The sequence below is a fragment of the Pseudacidovorax intermedius genome (assembly GCF_003350475.1).
GTDB classification, from domain to species: Bacteria; Pseudomonadota; Gammaproteobacteria; order Burkholderiales; family Burkholderiaceae_C; genus Xenophilus; species Xenophilus intermedius.
Genome location: NZ_QQAV01000001.1, coordinates 1,363,167 through 1,382,881, shown reverse-complemented (window position 1 = coordinate 1,382,881; position 19,715 = coordinate 1,363,167). Strand labels below are relative to the sequence as shown.

Genomic DNA, 19,715 nt, shown 5'->3' with positions numbered 1-19,715 from the left:
CGCGCGGGGAAGACCATGAAGACGATCACTTCTCGACGATCTTGAAGCTCCCTACGCCGTAAGCGTCGGCACAGCCGGCGCTTTGCGGACAGACGGGCCGGCCCAGCAGCACGGTGGCGGCGGGGCCGGGGTTGGCGGCTTCGAGCGAAGCCAGGCCGGCGGCCGGAAAGAGCGGGAAGACGCCCTCGCTCTTCATGCCGGCATCGCTGAAGTCGCGTTCGCGCTCGCTCACCACCACGGCGAAATGGTTGGTGCCGGGCGGCCCGCCCGCCTCCATGGGCCAGGAGGCGCGCGGCAGCGCCATCGTGCTGCCGGCCGTGATGCGGTTGTGGCGGTCCAGCAGGTTGGGAAAGAGCTGGAACAGCTCGCCCCCGCTGGCCAGCAGGAAGACGTAGACGAAGCCGTCGCGGTTGCTGCGCACGTCGAAGGCCAGCTTGTCCTTGCCGATGGTGACCTCGGCCTTGCGGGCGCTGGCCGTGACGTCGAAGCCCGGCGTCGCGCCCACCGACAGCGCCTGCAGCGATTCGAGCGGCGTCTTGGGCGCGACGCGTGGCGGCGGCTCGGGCGGCGCCGGGGCGGGCACGGCGGCCGGCGCATCGGCCACCGGGGCCTGGGCCACGGTGGCGGGCGGCGGTGCCGAGGCGCCATCGCCGCGGCCGCTCCACCACAGCGCCGCACCGGCGGCGACGGCCAGGGCCGCCACGCCGCCGATCACGGGGACCAGCTTCGAGCGGGCCGGGGCGCCGTCCACTGGCGCCGGTGCGGGCGCCGACCGGGGCGGCTGCGTGCGGCCGGCGACGGGCGTGCGCGCCACGGCAGGCGCCGCGCCGCCAGCCGGTGCGCCGCGGGTGGCGGCGATGGTGGTCGTCTCTTCCAGGCCCAGTTGCTGGCGGAACTCGGCCATGGACTGCGGCCGGCCCTCGGGCCGCACCGCCAGGCCGGCGTCCACCGCGGCCAGCACGGCCGGGCTGTAGCGCTGCAGCAGCTGTTCGTTGCCGGCCAGCGGCACGTAGCTGTCGCTCAGGATGCGGGCCACCGAGGGCGGCGGCGCCCGGCCGCAGATGGCCACGTGCATCACGGCCGCCAGCGCGTAGACGTCGGTCCACGGGCCCTGCTTCATGTCGGGCATCTCGGCGTACTGCTCCACGGGGGCGTAGCCGGGCTTGAGGATGACGGTGATGGCCTGCGTCTTGTCGCTGATCACGCGGCGCGCGGCGCCGAAGTCCAGCACCACCGGCCGGCCCGAGCCTTCGAGCAGCAGGATGTTGTCGGGCGCGATGTCGCGGTGGAAGCAGTTGGCCGCATGCATCACGGCCAGCGCCTGGCTCACGCCGTCCATCACGCGCAGCAGCCAGCCCTCGTCCACGCCGGCCGGGATGTCGGCCAGCGCCTGGCGCAGCGTGTCGCCGCGGTAGAAGGGCATCACCATGTAGGTGGTGCCGCGCTCCTGCCAGAAGCGGTAGACCTTCAGCAGCGAGGGATGGTCGAACTGCGCCAGCAGCCGGGCCTCGTTGATGAAGGAGCGCATGCCGAGGTCGAAGGTCTCGCGGTGGCGCTCCGACAGCGGCATGATGGTCCCGTCGCCGGTGCGGGTGGCCAGCGAGGTGGGCAGGTATTCCTTGATGGCGACCACGCGCTCCAGCGTGTGGTCCCAGGCCTCGTAGACCACGCCGAAGCCGCCCTGGCCGATCAGGCGGGTGATCTCGAACTCGGCGATGGCGCTGCCCGGCGGCAGGGTGCCGGCATCGCCGCCGCCGGCCGGCGCGGAACCGGCGCCGGTGCTGGTGCGCGGCTGGGTGGGCGACAGGATGCTGCCGGTGACGACCCGCGTGGCGTCGCCGGCCGGGGCGCCGCCGCCCGTGAGGACACGGGTCGCATCGCCCGCAGCGGCACCGGTGACCACGCGCGTGGCCTCGTCGGGGCCGGGCGCGCCGCCGCCGAAGACGCGGGTGGGTTCGTCGGGACGGGGATCGCTCATTGCGCAGCTCCCTGCACAGTGCCTTCGGCCGGATCGTCGAAGCCGAAGAGCAGGTCGAACCGGGCGCCGCGCGGCAGGCCGGCCACGGTCAGCACCTGGGCGCCGGCAGCGCCGGCCTCCGGGTGGGTGAGCCACAGCGACTGCCCATGCGACACCGCGCCCGGAGCCGCGGCCATGCCCTGGCCTTGGCCCGACACCGGCGCAGAGGCCGCGGCATCGCCGACGGCGGCCGGGGCCGGTCGGCCGCCCAGCGCTGCCAGCAGGGCATCGACGGCGGCGGCATCGAGGTCCTGCTCCAGCGACTGCAGCGCGGCCTGCGTGGCGTCCTGCCACCAGGCGGCCACGGCCTGCCAGTCGCCCGGCTGCAGCCCGCCGTCGCGCAGACGGCCGGCGATGGTGAAGGGAAAGTAGCGTCCCACGCCATCCACCGAAGGCATCATCATGCCGATCCAGCCGGCGTCGCCCGCCACGCCCGGGGCCAGCACGAAGAACCATAGCGGCCCTTCCAGGTAGCGCTCGCGCCAGTCGCTTTCGTGCCGCAGGCGCAGCTGCATCAGGCCCTCCTGCAGCCAGCCGTCCCAGGCCGCGCGGAAGTCCGCCGGCAGGCGCCGGTGGGCGAAGTCGCCGATGCCCGGCAGCTTGCCGAACCAGCCCGGCAGTGTCTGCGGCTCGGCCAGGAAATGCGCCGCCATCAGAGGCCCTCCGGGCAGGAGAACTCGCGCAGCTCCTTCATCCGGATCGGATGCTGCACGCTGTTGGTCGTGACCTCGAAGCGCGCGCGCCGCGCGTCGAGCTGGAAGGTGATGAAGAACTTCTCGGGCCCGTCGCCCGAGGCCAGCTGGCCTCGGTCGAGCATCTTGAACAGCGCCCACGGGCCTTCGGTGACCTGGCCCGAGGTGCCGCCCGAGGTGGGCGGCGCGATGGTCAGGCGCACCTGGTTGGTGTTGCGCGGGCCGGGCCACTGCACGGTCATCGGCACGATGGGACCGTGCGCGTACTTGACCGTCTGGCCATCGACGTCGAGCGAGAAGCTGGTGATGCCCGCGTCCATCTCGACCGGCTTGAAGTCCAGCCGCATGCCGGGCGTGCGGCCGCCGCCGCGGAAGAACACCTGCTTGATGACGTCCGCGCGCTCGAACTGCTGCAGCGCCGCCGGCGAGATGGCGCCCTGCTCGGCGATGGGCTTGTAGCGCCACGGCCGGCGGCTGGTGTCCACCAGCTGCGCCAGCTTCTTCTGGAAGAAGTCGTCCATCAGCCCGCCGGGGCCGAACATCTGGCCGAAGTCCTCGGGCAGCACGTCGCGGTTGCTGCTTTCCACGAAGGGATAGCGGCCAGCGATGGCACGCTGGCAGAACTCGGTCACCGGGCGCAGGTCCTGGCTCAGGTTGCCGCGCTCGGCCACGCGGGCCTGGGCGGCGCCGGTGCTGCTGAGGTTCTCGATCATCGAGCGCACCGGGTCGGGCAGCCGGCCCGCATCGGACTTGAGCTTGCCGGCCACGTCGCCGGGCGGCGGCGCGCTGCGGCTCTTGACGGCCGTGTCCACCGCCGTGAGGTAGACATAGACCTCGTTGAAGAGCTTGAGCGCGTCGTCGATGGGCGCCGGTTGGCCGGGGGCCGGCGGCGTGACCAGCCGGCGCAGGCTCTCGAAGCGGTCGTCCACGATGGACTCGATGCTCTTGCCCACCGGCACCGCGCGCTGCGCGTCGCTGCCACTGCCGCCGAACAGCTCCTCCAGGCCCTTGCGCGTGTTGCGCACGGTCTCGGCGGCCTTGCCGACGGCGGACTTGTCGTCCTTGGCCGGCGTGAGCGTGGTCTGCTTGACCACCGCGCGCAGGAAGTTGGCCAGCGGCGAATCCACGCCCGAAACGATGCGGGCGATGTCGATGTTCTTCTCCAGACCGCCGGCGCGGATCAGGCGCACATCGGCCAGCAGGGCCTGCCACAGACGCGCGTATTCCTCCAGGTAGAGGCGCCGCACGCGGTCGGTGAGCTGGCCCAGCGCCGCGGCGTCGCGGGCGCGGTCGGCCGCGCTCTTCTCCTGGCCGAGCACCCACGGGTCTTCGGCGGCGAGCTGGCCGGTGACCAGTACCACCGCGTTCTGGAAGCGCTGGTGGTAGCCGTCGTAGGTGAACAGGCCCGGCACGCCCTCGGTCAGCGGCTTGCCGCTGGGCCGCTCGAACACCAGCGGCGCCGAGGGACCGGCGGCCTGGGCCACGGTGAAGTCGGGCATGTCCTTGCCCAGGCGCTGGCGCTTGAGGCGGCTGAAGATGCGCTGCTCGGGCGGGTAGCTGGCCAGCAGGCCGCGGGTGCTGCGCACCAGGTTCTCGTCCATGGGCAGCGGCGAGCGCGGCGGGCCCTGTGCGATCAGCAGGTCGAGCTGGTCTTCCAGCATCTTGCGGCGCTCGGGCGGCACGCCGCGGTCCAGCGTGCGCTCCCAGTCCAGCGTGATCCAGGCCTTGAGCGCCTCGGGGTCGAAGTGCTCGGGCTGGTGGATCATGAGGTAGCTCTTGAGCGCCTCGTACAGGTACTCCAGGTTGTCGCGCGGGGCACTGCGCAGCTGGTCCTCGATGCGGCGCGCCAGCTGCGGCAGGAAGGCCTCGTTGAGCGCGCGCTGGTGCGCGGCCTGCGCGGCGGCGTCCATCTTGTCGCCCTGGTACAGGCCCAGCGTCATCAGGAAGGGCGTGTCGCCCTCGCGGTTGACGGGCGTGCGCCACACGTCGCGCAGGTTGCCCAGCACCGGCGCCATGTCGATGGGGCTGCTGGCCTGCGTGGGCAGCGTGGCCAGCGACTGGCGGGTGGGCTCCAGCTTGGCCTCGACCGACTTCAGGTACTCGGCATTGCGCCAGGCCGACCAGCCCCAGCCCGCCAGCAGGGCCAGCGTGACCAGGCCCATGGCCGACACGCCCGCCAGGCGCAGCAGATGGCGCTTGCGCTCCAGCTTGACGTCGGCGCCGGCCAGGCGCTGCTCGGGGAACACCACGTCCTTGAGCAGCGTGGTGAGGAAGTAGCTGCGGCCACTGGACTTCTGCGGCGCGAGGATGGCGCGCTCGATGCCGAAGCTGCGCGCCAGGCTGCCCATCACGCGGTCGATGGGGCTGCCCTCCTGCGTGCCGCTGGTGAAGTACACGCCGCGCACCCACGGCGGCTGGGCGAAGCGCGAGCCGGTGAAGACCTGGTCCAGCAGGTCCGCGAGCAGCGGCCCCACGGTGGCGAACTGCGCCGGAAAGCCGAAGATGGCGCCGCGGCGGGTGCCGTCGGTCTCCTGCTGCATGCGCTCGATGAGGCCGTTGTTGACGCGCTCGTGCAGCAGCGAGAACTCGCGCTGGAAGGGCTGCTGAAGGCCGTGCTCGGCCAGGTGCGAGCCCTCGTCGGGCGACAGGGTGAAGCCGAAGACCTGCGCCCGCTGCTCCTTGCCCAGGTCGGCGAAGTACTCGGTGAAGCCGTAGAGCAGGTCGCTCTTGGTCACCAGCACGTACACCGGCAGGCGGGTGGTCAGGCGCTCGTCCAGTTCCAGCAGGCGCGCGCGCATGGAGGCCGCGAGTGCGCTGCGCGCCTCCAGGCCCTGGCCCAGCAGGTCGGCCACACTCACGGTGAGGAACACGCCGTTGAGCGGCCGTCGCGGGCGGGCCTTCTTCAGCAGATTGAGGAAGCCGTCCCAGGCGCTCTTGTCCTCGGCGGCATGGCTGTCCTGCGTGGTGTAGCGGCCGGCGGTGTCGATCAGCACCGCCTCGTCGGTGAACCACCAGTCGCAGTTGCGGGTGCCGCCCACGCCGCGGATGGCGCCGGCGCCGAACTTCTCGGCCAGCGGGAACGACAGGCCCGAGTTGACCAGCGCCGTGGTCTTGCCCGAACCCGGTGCGCCGATGAAGACGTACCAGGGCAGGTCGTAGAGGTAGCTGCCGCCCGACAGCGACAGCCAGTCGCGCCAGCCGGGCTTCTTGCCGGCGGCGGTGAGGCGCATCTTCTTGAGCGTGGCGATGGCCTCGCCGAAGCGGTCGGCCAGCACCTGCTGCTCGCCGTCGCCGGGGGCGTCGGCCTTGGCGGCGGCCGGCGCCCTCATCAGGCCGTCGGTCAGCGCGCGGCTGGCCCGGCGCACGCGCCAGCGGCGGATGGCCAGGCGCAGCAGCACCAGCAGCACGATCACGCCGATCAGGATGGCGCGCGCGAGTTCGCTTTCGAGCGGCACCAGCGCGCCGATCTTGATCAGCGGACCGATCCACCAGATCAGCAGGCCCAGGATGGCCAGGGCCACGACGGTGAGCAGCACCGGGTGGAAGATGAGCTTGAAGACGGCCTTCATTTCGCCGCTCCTTCAGGGGGTGCGAGCAGCACGATGTCCACGCGCCGGTTGCGCGCCCGGTTGGCGGGCGTGTCGTTGGCGGCCACGGGCTCGGCGTCGGCCTTGCCCTCGGCCTTCATGCGGGCCGGGTCGACCTGCGCCGCCAGCGCCTGGCGCACGGCCTCGGCCCGCGCGGTGGACAGGTGCCAGTTGGAGGGATAGCGCAGCGAGCGGATCGGCTGGCTGTCGGAATGGCCGGTGATCAGCACCTCGCCCTTGACCTCGGCCAGGGCCTGGCCGATGCGCACCAGCACCGGCATGGCCTGGGCCATGGGCTCGGCGCTGCCTGAGCCGAAGAAGGCATCGCCGCGCAGCCGCACCGTGCTGCGGTCGGCCTCGTCGGTGACGGTCACCAGGCCCTGCTTGACCTCGGCCTCCAGGAAACGCGCGAGCCGCGGTGACTTGGCGGGCACGGGCGCGGGCGGCGGCACCAGCTGGGTGTTGGGCAGGCGCAGGCCCGCCACGCGCGACCAGGTCGTGTCGGACAGGTTGCCCAGCCACAGCCGCAGCCCGAACCACACCAGCGCCAGCAGCAGCAGGAAGCCCGCGCCCACCACCCACAGCGGCACCGATTCGCGCAGCCGCGCGCTGCCGCCGCCCGCGCCCTGCCAGTGCGGCGACAGGGCCGGCTCCAGCGGCGGACGGTCCTTGCGGATCAGGTCCGCCAAGCGCTGGCGCACCGAGTCGAGCTGGGCGCGGCCGTTGTCGACCACGCGGTAGCGGCCCTCGAAGCCCAGGGCCAGCACGCTGTAGATGAGTTCGAGCAACTGGCGGTGCGTGGGCACGTCCTGCGCCAGGCGGGCCAGCAGCTGGAACACCTTCTCGCCGCCCCAGGTCTCGTTGTGGAACTGCACGAGCAGGCTCTGCTTGTTCCAGCCACCGGACACACCCCAGGGCGTGTTGGCCACGGCCTCGTCCAGCGCGGTGCACAGCACGTAGCGGGCGGCCAGCACGGTCTCGTTGCTGGCGCCGGCGCGACGCGCATCGGCATCGAACTGCTGCACCGCCTGCGCGGCCGAGGCCCGCAGCGCGCCCACGTCGGGCGGCTGCACCAGGTTGCGCAGCTTGCCCATCAGCACCAGCAGCCGGCCGGCGGCCGACACCAGCGGATTGAGCAGGCCCAGGTCGCCCAGCTCGGTGGGCAGCGGCTCCGCGCCCGGCGAGGAAGGCGGCGGCATCATCGGCGGCGGCGCATTGCCGCCCGCACCGGGCGTGCGCGGCTTGGGCTTGATGACGGTGCGTTCGGACTCGAAGGCCGCGAAGGGATCAGGCGTGCTCACGAGGGCCTCCAGAGAGCATTCGGCTACGCGAAGCGAGCAGGAAACGAGGGGCTGTCATCGGACCGCCCAGAAGGCGAGGTCCAACCCCGGGAAATCGCCCGCGATGTGCATCGCCATGCCGCCCGAGGCCTCCAGCTGGCGCCACAGGTCGCTGCCCTTGGTCTCCAGCTCGAAGTAGTTGGCACCGGCATGGAAGGGGATCTGCCGCGGCGCGACCGGCAGCGGCGTCAGGGTCACGCCCGGCAGCTGCAGGTTGACCAGGTCGCGGATGCGCTCGACCGGGCCGATCTTGACCTGCGTGGGAAAGCGCGCCCGCAGCGCATCGCCCGGCAGCTGCGACTGCACGGCCAGCACGAAGGTGGCGTTGCGCTGCAGTTCCACGTCGGGGATCAGCGCCACGCGCACGCCGTGCTTGCGGTCGTGCAGCTCGATGCGGATGGCCGACTGCTCCAGCACCATCGACAGGCTGCGGCGCAGGTCGTCCATCAGCGGGCGGAAGCTGGCTTCCAGGTCGTCGTGCACATAGGGCGGCAGGCGCAGGGCGCGGCGGCTGTCGCGGAAGGTGCCCAGGTCGCCGGCCAGCTCCAGCGCCTGCTCGTAGAAGCGCAGCGGATGCAAGAGCGGGCCGCGGGCGAAGTGCGCGAACACCGGCTCGTGGCGGTTGACGGTCTGCAGCAGCATGAAGTCGGCGATCTCGGCCACGCCGCCGGTGCCGCCCTGGGTCATGCGGCCGGCCAGGGCGTCGGCGCGCTGGCGCAGCAGGCCCAGCAGCTCGTCCACCCAGCCGCGGATGACGGCATGGGCCGCCACGTCCAAGAGCGGCGGCACCCAGCCGCGGTGCAGCGAGAGCTGGTTGTCGGTGCGGCGCTCGACGACGCGGGCGACCGAGAGCGTGGTCCAGGCGTCGGTGGCCTCGCCGGCGCGCATCAGGCGGGTGTGCAGGGCGCCGAGCTGCAGCAGCGCGGTGCGTTCGCCGGCGGTGTTGGCGTCGGGCACCTCGGACTCGAGCACGCGGTGGCGCACCAGCTCGTCCTCGTCGCCGCTCTCGGCATTGGATTCGCGCGCGCCCGCGCGGCGCACGGGCAGGGCCAGCACGATGGCCTCGTCGCGCAGCGAGGGCGGCACGTCGATGGGCTCGGGCAGCGGGTCGACGGCCGGCATGTCGAAGGGGGTGCCGTCGGCGAAGACGCCCACGGCGCGGGTGAGCGCGAGCTTGCCGAGCGACAGCGCCGCCGCGTCGATCTCCAGGGCGGAAAAGCCCCAGCCGCAGGGCGCCGTGCCGCGCAGCAGCAGGTGGCGCGCATGGTCTGCGTGGCGCTCGGCCTGTTGCAGGTGCTGCGGCTGCAGCAGCATGCCTTCGCTCCAGACCACTTTCGATCGCCAACTCATCGCGCGCACGCTCCTTCCAAACGACAGGGCTGCACCGCCCGGGCTTCTTTCTCAGCCCGGGCCGGGACGCGGACGGGGGCGCTCGGAACCTCGATGCGGCAAGCGAGGTGCAGTGTCCCGGGGGCGCCCGGTGCGGCAAATCCATCGGACGGAATAGGCGGGGGGCGGGACTCGTCCGAAGGGCCTAGTACCGCGGGGCAGCCCGCGGCTGTGCCCACTAATGCACGCGACGCCAAGAAAAGTGCACCAGTGCCCCTGCGGCGCAAACGGCAGACCGTCACGCGCCGCTAACCTCCCCGCGCTCGGAGCAGCCTCAAACCGAGGAGGTGCCCGAAGCCGTCAAGGGAGCCCTACTTGTTTGCACACCCAAATTGCCGGGGAGTCTGCGTTTCTCCTCCCGCTCCACACAAGAACGCTCGGCCGTCGGCAGTCCTGCAGGCACGTCTCGTCACAACGGGAAGCCCTTGTGACCAAAGTCCTGCCCTACGCAGTACCGCACGGGCTTTGTCCTGGCTGCTGTGCGCGCTGCTGCTGTGTCTGGGCGCGGTGGCGTGCAAGCCGTCGCAGTCGGGTGCGAAGAATGAGCAGCCGCTGAGCCCGGCAGCCGAGGCGGCGCAGCAGGCGGCCTCGCCGGCCTCCATCGGCGTCTCGCTGCGGGGCTACAACTTCACGGGCGAAGGGGTGGAGAGCTTTTGGGTCGATGGCACCTACGGCTCCAATGTCCCTTCATATGGAGGAGGTGGTGGTGAAACCTGTTGCGTGCGCCTGCCCTTCGCTTGGCACGAGGGTCAGGCCATGACGGTGAGATGGACCATGGGATGGTGGTCTACACCCTATGAGGAGCGCAAGCATCTGTCTTGGGAGGAGCAGTTGAACTGCTGCGCCAAGCATCGCACGCTGGAGAAGACGGTACCCGTGCAGCGCTACGACGAGCCGAGCGTGGTGCAGGTTTTCTTCCTGCCCAACGATGAGCTGGAGGTCTGGGTCTACGACGCCGGACCACAAAACCCCGAGCACCCGTCGAGACGCGGTTACCCCGTCGATCCGCGCCCCAAGTCCGCCGAGTGACCGTCATTCAGACCAACAAGAACAGGGAGCCTTTCTTCATGACCACCCCTCAGAGCCCGCTGCACGCCCGTTCGGGCAGTGATCCCTTCACCATCCAGGAAATGTTTGCGCGCAAGGCCGCTGCTGCGTGCGGCACCAGCGGCGGCTACACCTGCGAGAAGCCCATCCACGTGGGCATCTTCTTCGACGGCACCAACAACAACCTGGAGCGAGGCAAGGCCGAGCAGCCGCTCGGCTATGCCAACCTAAACCGCATGGAGTTGGCAAGGGAGTTCGCATGCGCGTGACGACCGCAACCCTTCGCTGGCTGCTGTTCGCGCTGCTGCTGTGTCTGGGCATGGCGGCGTGCAAGCCGTCGCAGTCGAATGCGAAGGATGAGCAGCCGTTGAGCCCGGCGGCAGAGGCGGCGCAGCGGGCGGCTTCGCCGGCCTCCATTGGCGTCTCGCTACGGGGCTACAACTTCACGTACGAAGGGGTGCAGAGCTTCTGGGTCGATGGCAGCTATGGCGCCAATCTGCCGCCCTACGGGGGCGGCGGCGGACAGACCTGTTGCGTGCGCCTGCCCTTCGCCTGGCACGAGGGCCAGACGATGACCGTGAAGTGGACCATCGGTCATTACACGGTGCCCTACGAACAGCGCAAGCACCTGAGCTTCGATGAGCAGGACAAGTTCTGGAGCGAACGTACGCTGGAGAAGACGGTGCCCGTGCAGCGTTATGACGAGCCGAGCGTGGTCCAGGTTTTCTTCCTGCCCAACGATGAGCTGGAAATCTGGGTCAGTGACTACGACCTTGGTCATCCAGACCACCCGTCGGGGCGCCGGTACCCCGTCGATCCGCGCCCCAAGTCAGCCGAGTGACCGTCATCCAAAGCAACAAGAACAGGGAGCCCTTCCATGACAACCCCTCAGAGCCCGCTGCACGCCCGTTCGGGCAGTGATCCCTTCACCATTCAGGAGATGTTTGCGCGCAAGGCTGCTGCTGCATGCGGCACCAGCGGCGGCTACACCTGCGAGAAGCCCATCCACGTGGGCATCTTCTTCGACGGCACCAACAACAACCTGGAACGCGACAAGGCCGAGCAGCCGCCCAGCCACACCAACATCGTCACCCTCTACGAGACCTTCAAGGACAAGCCAGATGACGGCTACTACCGCTTCTACGTTCCAGGTGTTGGCACCAGGTTCATGGAGGTGGGCGAATCCACAGAGAGCGACGATGGCAAGGCCTATGGCAAGGGTGGCGACCAGCGCATCAACTGGGCGTTGATTCAGCTGGTGAACTCGATCCACCGTGCTGTCTATGGAAAGCTGCTGCTGAGAGACTACGACGCAGGCGTAGAAGCCGGCCTGTGGCCGCTGCACAGCGCCAACAGCACCAACGCTGAGAGGTACGAAAAGCGCAAGTACTTCGGCGAAGGCTTGCAGCTCAGCGAGGACCGTGTGAACTATCAGCGTCGCCTGCTGGAAGATTGCACCGATGCGAAGGTTCGCTGCGAGACGCGCAAGGCCGACCTGGCCCGGCGCAAGGCCCGGTTGCAGAAGAGTGGCGATCTCACACCTGCACAGGCGAATGCGATCGATCAGGAGATATCGGGCCTCGACCTGCGTATCGCAGCGCTCGACCGCTCTGCAAAGACCCGTACGTTCCGCCCGCTGCTCGCACGCCTGACCGAGGCGCTGGAGCGCCGGCCGCTGCCCAAAATCAAGCTGATCAACCTCTCGGTGTTCGGCTTCTCGCGCGGCGCGGCGCAGGCCCGGGCCTTCTGCAACTTCCTGCAGGACATCCTCACGCCCGACCCCACGGGCACCATCAAGCAGCTGCGCGGGAAGGACGCGCCGGCCTACGCGCTGGCCGGCATTCCACTGCGGGTGCAGTTTCTGGGACTGTTCGACACGGTGGCGTCGGCGGGCATGGCCGATGCATCGCCCTTCTGGCGGGGCTTTGGCGGATGGGCGAACGGCACCATGGATATCCCGCACTGCGTGGAGCGCACAGTGCACTACGTGGCTGCGCACGAGTTGCGCTTGGCCTTTCCGTGTTCCAGCACGCGGCTGGGTCCCAGGAAGTACCCCAACAATTGTCTGGAGGTGATCTACCCGGGGGCGCACTCGGACGTGGGCGGGGGCTACAACCCGGGCGCGCAGGGCAAGTCGCGGGGCGGTCGCAAGGAGCTGCTGTCGCAGATTCCGCTGAGCCACATGTACCGGGAAGCGCGGCTGGCCGGAGTGCCGTTACTGAGCGACGCGGAGCTTCTGGGTGATGCCGTGGGGCGAGGAGCTCTCGCCGACATGCAGATCGCCCCTGAGACCGCCCGCCTGTATGACGCCTACCTGCGCGATTGCCCCGTCAAGCCCGACGTGGCCGAGACCATGATGAAGGCGCACACCCAGGTCTACTGGCGCTGGCGCGAGCAGGTGTCGGCAGACACGCGCTTTCAAGCGCTGGAGAGCCTGAACCATGCCTCAGCGCAGGAGCAGCAGGACTTGATCGAGAGCGAGGCGGACTACAGGCTGGACCGCAAGCTCGTGCGCGAGGCTCTGACGTTGGCGGCACGGCCAGGCCAGGCCGAAGGCCTGGATCCGACGTACCTGGAGATCCGCGACGCCCTGGCGCGACCGGCACCCTCGAAGGACGTCAGCGACTTCTTCGACAAGCTGGTGCATGACTCCCATGCCACCTTCTACATGCTGGGTCCGACCACGGCGTTGGACCGGCAGATGCTGTACGAAGCGCTGGTGGACAAGAAGGCCCGCGGTGAGCCACTGCGCAACGTCGAGCGGCGCATCCTGGACGGCGGTCGCAACTTTCCCGTCCTCACGGATGCAGACACCGAGGAACTGCTGGCCGCAATGGCCGCATCCGCGCGGCTGGCCCTGGTGGTGGGCGCCGGCCAGACCACCCGGCGCGAACGCGGCGGACACCTGCACTACCGGCGTGTCTTCGATGCGAGCTGACTGATGCCGAGCGCGTAAATCGATCCTTTGGAGAGCTAAGACATCGCTGGCTCAGTTGGAGAGAACGTCCAATGATTGAAGCGGCAAAGCCCGTTCGCCATCCGCAGCGCGCCGACACCGTATGACCAGATCTTGGACTACCTGGAGAGTAGGTCTGCCGCCATATCGAGCAACTGCTCGGCCCGCTTGTTGTTGAGCGCAGAGATGCAAGCGAGACGCGCGGTCTCACGCCCGTTGCCGGCGGCACCGCCGCGCAACGAGCGGGCCAAGGCGCATTGCGCGTCCCGGTACCTGCCGAATTCCTTGCCGCTCACAGCGAGCGTCGCTCTGGCTTGATCGACGTAGTTGGCGTCCTCGTCCCACTTCGACAGCGCAGCGATCATCTTGCCCTCGGCCTGCCGAAGCCGTGCACGGCTCGCTACCTCTTCCTTGACGAGGCACTCCAGCATTCCGGACTGGGAAAAATCGCTGCACGCCTCCAGCACAACCCGATCACGGACGGACGGCACGGGCGCCGCCGCAAACGCCGGGAATGCCAGGCATGCAGAAAGACATAGGCGCGAATTCAGCCAACTCACTGCATGCATGCCGCAGCCCTCTTCCGATGGATCAAAGTCTCATGAGTGCAGGAGCAGGCCGGCACGCTTCGGTTTCCGAACCTGCCATCCATATTGGAGATATCTGGCATCCGGCGGATGGTATGCGGCCACACGACCGTGAAGAAGATGTCGAGGCCCGGCCATGGATCCCCAGGTCGCAGCCGTCTACCCCACCCGCTCAACCTCGGCCGATCAGACCCGTTGTCCAGGCGGAGGGTGCCGGTGTGCGTGCGGAGGTGCCATTCGCGGCGCCGTGCAGTGCCCCAAGCGCGTCGGTGGAAAGCGAGCACCCGTCCGGTGAGGCAAGCCGGTCAGCGCGAGCGTGCGCCGGGAGCGCGCATGCCGGCGACCTCTGCCGGGTTACCGTCCCAGGCGCTCGTGCCGCCGACCGCCCGCATCAGTCCAACCCTGGGCACGAAGCACCTGCACCTGCACCTGCACCTGCACCTGCACCAAGTGCCAAGCGCCAAGCGCCAAGCAAAGCCTGATCCGCCAACGCTCAGAAGTCCGAACACCCGTTCTTGCGCTCCGTGTCCACGCAGCTCGTCAGCTGCGGCCGCGAGCGCACCCGCGTCCATTCGCGGGCCAGCACGTCGTCGCCCTGCTGCGCCGTGCGGCTGCCGCCCAGCGGGCCGGTGGCGTAGCAGATGGGCGGGCCGCCGATGTTGCGGTCGAAGGTGTAGGTGTTGACGTCCTCGCGGATGACGTCGGCCGGCGCCACCTTCGGCGGGCTGAACACCGACGGCGCCGGAGCAGGCGAAGGAGAGGGAGGAGGCGGCGGCACCGGGGCCGGCGTCACGCTCAGCCGGCCCGGCACCACGTTCAGCAGGTAGCCCTCGGCGGAGACAAAGCTGCCGTTGATGGCATACACCCCCACCGGACTGCCCGCATTGGCCGTCGTGCCCACCGTGCCCGTGATGCCGGCGCCCGTGTCGCCCAGGATCAGCCCGGCGATGCCGTAGCCGAAGGCCGGGTTGGCCTGGCCCTGCTGCCGGCTCGCGTCGGCGATGGTGATGGTGGCCGTGGGCCGCGCCGTGTAGATGAAGCGGTTGCCCGAGGTCGGGAAGGCCGGCACGCAGGCGCCCGCATAGGTGCAGCCGTACAGGTTGGGAATGGGCGAGGTGCCGGCCAGGCCGCCGCGCGTCTCGCCCACCCAGGTGGCCGCCCAGATGCGCCACGGGCCGCTGATGCCGCCGCCGACGTTCTGGAAGGTGTTGCCGGCCACGAGGTCGGTGCCCGCCGTGCTGGCGACCGAGGTGTCCAGCAGCAGGTCGCCCGTGGTGGCCCGCACCAGCACGTCGCTGCCGCTCAGCGTGCCGCTGGTCACGGCCTGCGCGGCATTGGCCGCCGCATCGAAGCCGGAGGCGGTGACGCTGCCCACACGCAGCGTGTTCACGTCCACGTAGCGGAAGCTGCCCCCGGCGCTGCCGCCCAGCGTGCTGGCCGCCACGTCGTTGGCCGCCTGGTCGAGCAGCACGTTGCCGACGGTCGATCGCGCCAGCAGCGTGGGCGCGGTGATGCCGCCTGCCGCCGTCTGCGTGATGTCGCGCGTGGCCAGCAGGCCCAGCGTGCCGCCCACGGTGAGCGGCGCCTGCAGCGCGATGCTGCCTTCGTTGTCGGCCTGCAGCGTGAGGTTGCCCGAGGCGCCGAGCGCGCCGGCCACGGTGATGTCGCCGGCCTGGGCGTTGCTGCCCACCACCACCGTGGGTGCGGACAGCCGCGCCCATTCGTCGGCGGAGACGGCGAAGCCGTTGGCACTGGTGCCGCCCAGCGCGATGGCGTCGGTGCCGCGCTCGCTGCCGGTGGCGGTGTAGCTGTCGGGGGTGCCGGTGAGGGTCACGGCGCCCGGCCGCAGGTTGAGCACCGTGCCGGCGCTGACCTGGCTGCCGTTGCCCAGCACCAGCGCATCGGCCGTGCCCGCTGCGCCGGCGCGCAGCACCACCTGGCCGGTGGACTGGATGCGCCCCGCAGGCGAGGGCACGCTGATGCCACCGGCATCGATGATGCGGATGCCGGCGCCGCCGTCGTTGCGCGACTCGCCGGTCACCGTGACGCTGCCGCCGCCGGTGCTGCCGATCTGCGCCTGGTTGCCCAGCCACACGCCGTCGCCGCCCGCGGCTGCGCCGCCGGCCAGCCGCAGGCCGGTGATCTCGATGCTGCCGCTGCCGGTCTCCACCATCGGCAGCGAGCCCGCGCCGCCGAACTGGGCGCCGATGGCCACGCCATGCCCGGGCGCATTGCCGCTGTTGGCCGCATAGCTGCCCACGCCCGTGATGCGCACATTGCCGCTGGTGGTATGGATGCCCGCGGTGGCCGTGTTGGCGGTGAGCTGCACGCCGGTGCCCAGCGTGGTGGTGCCGAGGATGTCGACGTTGCCGGTGGACGTCACGATGCGCGAGCCCGCCAGGTTGACGGCCGCGGTCACGAAGTTGCCGGTCGAGGTGGTGTCGGTGCGCCCCGTCAGCTGTACGCTGCCACCCGCCTGCGCGTCGCTGCCGCCCGTGTAGACGCCCGGCGACGTGAGCGCATTGCCGCCCCGGGTGTCGACCACGGCCGTGCCACCCAGGTTGATGCTGGAGGCGCCGTTGGAGTCGTTGGTCCAGGCGCCGTTCATGACGACATTGCCGCCATTGGTGTAGATCTGGCCGTCCCAGCTCACCTGGCCGCCGCCCACGGCCGCGCTGCCCGGCGTCGCCGCGGCGTTGAACACCACGTTCAGCGGCCCGCCCGCGCCGTACGAGGCGATGCTCGCGTCCGCATTCGAGCGCACGCTGCGGTTGGCGTTGAGCGTCAAGGTGCGCGCGCCGGTGCCCGCGTAGGCGATCTGCGCCGCGTCCAGGAAGATGTCGCCCTGGTCGGCGGCACCGCCCGTGCCCGTCCCGATGGTCACGTTGGAGCGCAGCAGCGCGTCGTTGATGTCGCCGTCCTGGATGGTCGAGGTGGCCACCGCGTCGTAGGGATTGGCCGGCAGGCTGCCGCTGGCATTGCCGTTGACGATGGTGATGTCGAAGGGGTCGACCGTCCAGGTGCCCGCATTGCCGGCATTGGCCCCGGCATTCACGCGGATGCCGGTGAGGTCGAAGCCGGCGCCGGAGGTCTCGATGCTGCCGCCGTTGCCGCCCGAGGCGCCGCCCTGCGCCGACAGCCGGCCGTGGGCGCGCAGCGTGCGGCCGCCCAGCAGCTGGATCTGCCCGCCGTTGCCGGTGGCCGCATTGGCATCGGCCCGCAGCACCACGTCGTTGGCCATGGCCACGGCATTGGTGCCCTTGACCACGATGCTGCCGCCCTGCCCCGCGCCGCTCGCGTCCATGAAGGTCGCCCCGGTATCGGCCAGCGGGTTCTGCAGCAGCACGTTGTTGGCCTCGATCACGATGCTGCCGCCCGTGCCCGTGGTGCTGGAGACATCCACCAGCGCATCCAGCCGCGGCCCGGCCAGCGCGACCGTGGTGGCGTCGGTACCCAGGCGCACGGCGCCGCTGCCGCCCTGAAGGTTGACGGTGCCGCCTTCGGCCCGCAGTCCGCCGCCCACCGCGCCGCCGATGTCGATGGCCCGCGCCGAGGCGCCTTCGACGATGGAGACCACGCCCGTGGTGCCGTCGCGCACCGCCGAGAAGCCGCCGCTGCCGGCGGTACCGGTCACGTCGATGCGCGCACCCGTGCCCGCCGTCACCTGGCCGGACACCATCTGCACGCCCTGCGAGGCCTGGGCCGTGCTGAGGAAGCCGGTGAATTCGTTGTCGCCACGCATGCCGTCGAGGTTGGCGCCGGTGCCCTGCAGCGTCACGTTGCCCTGGGCCTGCACGGCCGCACCGCTGAGCAGCACGCCCGCCGTGTTGCCGATGCTGCCCCCCGGCTGAGCGTCGGTCCAGCTGCTGGCCACGCCGGTGAGCGCCGCCGCACCGCCCGAGCTGAGCGTGGATGCCCCGTCCACCCGCACGCCGCTCGCGCCCACGCCGCTGGTGCCCGTGGCGGTCAGGCCGCCCGTGCCGGCCTGCACCGTGCTGCCGGCCGTCACCAGCACGCCTTCGCTGGCGGTGTAGGAGCCGCTGGTGGCCCAGCTGCGCCCCTGCCCGGCCAGGCTGACCTGGCCGCTGCCACTGGTCAGCACCTGGCTGTTGCCGATGTAGACGCCCGCGCGCCAGCGGTCGCTGGCAGTGTTGCCATCCGAATCGCCGCCGCCGACGGCGCGGCCATTGGCCGCGTCGCCCTGCCCGAAGAAGCGCACGTTGCCGCCATTGGCGCTGATGCGCGCGCCGTCCAGGCGGATCGCGCCGGCCCAGGCGGTGTCGTAGTCGGGGAAGGGCCGGATCGTGCCCGCCGTGGCCAGGGCCGCGCCGGTCGAGTCGGCATTGAAGTCCACGTTCAGCGCACCTTCGGTGGCGGTGATGGCGCTCCCTGGCCCCATGTCGATGCTGCCGGCCGAATCGATGCGCAGCGTGGTGGTCGGACCGCCGATCTTGAGGACCTGCGCCGCGCTGTCCGGTGTGTCGCCCTGCTGGAAGACCACGCCCCGCCCATCGCCCGTGGCCGCGCTCGACAGCGTGACGTCGGTGCCGCGGCTGAGCGTGCGCCCCAGCGACGCCGCCCCGACCTGGCCACCCTCCAGCCCGGTGATCGCCGAGTCGTAGGCCACGTCGCCGGCCAGCACCTGCACCGTGTCGCCCACCGCCAGCGTCAGCCGGCCGTTGGCGCCGCCTTCGCTGCCGCCGCCGGCATCCACGCTGGCCGGGCTGGCCACCATGCCGTCGGCGCTGGCCGTGATGCTGCCGCCCGCGCCAGTGCCCGCGCCGCGTGCATTGAGGGTACCGCCCAACTGCACGCTGTTGCGCTGAGTCGCGGCGGAGGGCGTGTCCTCGCCCGGCAGCGTCACCGCCTGGGCCGATCCGATCGCAATGCTCCCCCCGGCGCCATTGCCGGTGGCGCTCGCATCGATGGTGGCCGTGGGCGCCACGCCCACGTAGGTGCCGGAGAGGGTGACGGTGCCGCCGCCCGCGACGCCGCGCGCGTCCACCAGCGTGGCCGGGGCCTCCGCGGCGACGGAAGGCACCGCAGGCGGAGGAACGTCGGCCAGCACCACTTCGCCCCCCGCCAGCGTGATGCTGCCGCCCTTGCGACCGGCGTCGACGCCGCTCGCATCGACCGTCCCGCCGGTGACCTCCAGCCGGTTGAGCCGGCCGGCGCCCAGCACGATCTCGCCATTGCGCGATTCGAGGCTGCGGGCCTGCACCACGCCCGTGTTGTTCACCACCAGCTGGCCGGTGGTGGTCGAGGCGCCGAGCATCAGTGCCCGGCCGCCATCGGCCTGCAGCACGCCGGCATTGGCGGCCGAGGCATTGGTGGCCAGCGCGTCGGCGTTGATGACCACATTGGTCAGGCCATCGCCTGCGAAGTCCAGCGACACCTTGCGACCCGACACCAGGCCGGCTGTGCCGCCCGGGGCGCTGATCGTGCCGCCGGCCGCGTTGGTGGCGCCGGCCCCGATCAGCAGCACGGTGCCGCCCGCCGTCGCCACGATCCGCCCACGGTTGACCACGGTGGCCGCGTTGTCATCGGCACGCTCGAAGACCAGCACCTCGCCAGGGCCCAGCGGCGTGTTCTCGCGGCCGGCGGGCATGAAGCTGGCGTCGGGAATGTCGAGCGTGGTGGCGACCAGGCCACCCACGTTGACCTGGGCCGTCCCCGCGAACAGCACGCCCGCGGGGTTGACCAGGAACACGCGCCCGTTGGCACTGAGCTGCCCGGCGATCTCCGACGGATTGCCGCCGGTCACGCGGTTGAGCAGCACCGAGGCCGCCGTGGGCTGCACGATGTTGACGGCCGCGCCCGAGCCGATGGAAAAGCTCGTCCACTGCGCGATGGCGCGGGCCTGGCTCTGCGTCAGCGTCATGGTGCCGGCGCCAGGGTTCTGCGCCGTGATGGCGACGCCGCGCAGCGAACCGGCGCCCGGGGCGATCACCGGCAGCGTCAGCGGTGCGAGCTGGGCGATGGCCGAGCCGGCGCCCATGCACAGGAGCGACAGCGCCAGGGGCCGCAGGCGCCAGTGGCGTGCCGCGGCGGCGGAGGAGGAAGGGGGACGGGTGCTCATCGCGAGGCCTCGTGAGTGAAA

11 protein-coding genes are annotated in these 19,715 nt (G+C 70.9%); 4 read left to right on the top strand and 7 right to left on the bottom strand.

Annotated elements, in window-relative coordinates; genetic code table 11:
* Positions 1 to 25: 25 nt before the first annotated feature.
* From DFR41_RS06140 to tssK, 5 genes are read right to left on the bottom strand one after another with little or no spacing between them, the layout of a single operon-like run.
* On the bottom strand, positions 26 to 1,978 hold the full coding sequence (locus DFR41_RS06140) for a serine/threonine-protein kinase (RefSeq protein WP_114802046.1): 1,953 nt from the start codon (positions 1,976 to 1,978) through the stop codon (positions 26 to 28).
* Positions 1,975 to 2,670, bottom strand: a complete 696-nt coding sequence (gene tagF / locus DFR41_RS06135) for a type VI secretion system-associated protein TagF (protein ID WP_114802045.1) — start codon at positions 2,668 to 2,670, stop codon at positions 1,975 to 1,977. Before tagF ends, DFR41_RS06140 begins: the two co-directional genes overlap by 4 nt.
* Positions 2,670 to 6,278 (bottom strand): type VI secretion system membrane subunit TssM, encoded by a 3,609-nt coding sequence (gene tssM / locus DFR41_RS06130; protein ID WP_114802044.1) that lies wholly within the window; start codon positions 6,276 to 6,278, stop codon positions 2,670 to 2,672. Before tssM ends, tagF begins: the two co-directional genes overlap by 1 nt.
* Positions 6,275 to 7,597: a DotU family type VI secretion system protein gene (locus tag DFR41_RS06125; RefSeq protein WP_114802043.1), complete on the bottom strand. Its 1,323-nt coding sequence runs from the start codon at positions 7,595 to 7,597 to the stop codon at positions 6,275 to 6,277. The genes tssM and DFR41_RS06125 overlap by 4 nt, the downstream gene beginning before the upstream one ends.
* 54 nt (positions 7,598 to 7,651) lie before the next feature.
* Positions 7,652 to 8,986, bottom strand: a complete 1,335-nt coding sequence (gene tssK / locus DFR41_RS06120; RefSeq protein WP_114802042.1) for a type VI secretion system baseplate subunit TssK — start codon at positions 8,984 to 8,986, stop codon at positions 7,652 to 7,654.
* A gap of 504 nt (positions 8,987 to 9,490) precedes the next feature.
* On the opposite strand from tssK, the gene DFR41_RS06115 reads away from it, so the two are divergent.
* The 4 genes from DFR41_RS06115 to DFR41_RS06100 are packed head-to-tail and all read left to right on the top strand — an operon-like array spanning position 9,491 to position 13,010.
* A complete protein-coding gene (locus DFR41_RS06115; RefSeq protein WP_170159316.1) occupies positions 9,491 to 10,054 on the top strand; it encodes a DUF3304 domain-containing protein in 564 nt (187 codons plus the stop codon).
* The gene (locus DFR41_RS06110) at positions 10,051 to 10,341 is read left to right on the top strand and encodes a hypothetical protein (protein ID WP_114802040.1); all 291 of its coding nucleotides are present in this window, start codon (positions 10,051 to 10,053) and stop codon (positions 10,339 to 10,341) included. The genes DFR41_RS06115 and DFR41_RS06110 overlap by 4 nt, the downstream gene beginning before the upstream one ends.
* A complete protein-coding gene (locus DFR41_RS06105; protein ID WP_114802039.1) occupies positions 10,332 to 10,913 on the top strand; it encodes a DUF3304 domain-containing protein in 582 nt (193 codons plus the stop codon). Before DFR41_RS06110 ends, DFR41_RS06105 begins: the two co-directional genes overlap by 10 nt.
* A 36-nt stretch (positions 10,914 to 10,949) precedes the next feature.
* Positions 10,950 to 13,010, top strand: a complete 2,061-nt coding sequence (locus tag DFR41_RS06100; RefSeq protein WP_114802038.1) for a T6SS phospholipase effector Tle1-like catalytic domain-containing protein — start codon at positions 10,950 to 10,952, stop codon at positions 13,008 to 13,010.
* A 137-nt stretch (positions 13,011 to 13,147) separates the two neighbouring features.
* On the opposite strand, the gene DFR41_RS06095 is transcribed toward DFR41_RS06100, so the two are convergent.
* On the bottom strand, positions 13,148 to 13,597 hold the full coding sequence (locus DFR41_RS06095; protein ID WP_114802037.1) for a lysozyme inhibitor LprI family protein: 450 nt from the start codon (positions 13,595 to 13,597) through the stop codon (positions 13,148 to 13,150).
* 511 nt (positions 13,598 to 14,108) lie between these two features.
* Positions 14,109 to 19,694 (bottom strand): beta strand repeat-containing protein, encoded by a 5,586-nt coding sequence (locus DFR41_RS06090; protein WP_114802036.1) that lies wholly within the window; start codon positions 19,692 to 19,694, stop codon positions 14,109 to 14,111.
* Positions 19,695 to 19,715 lie beyond the last annotated feature (21 nt).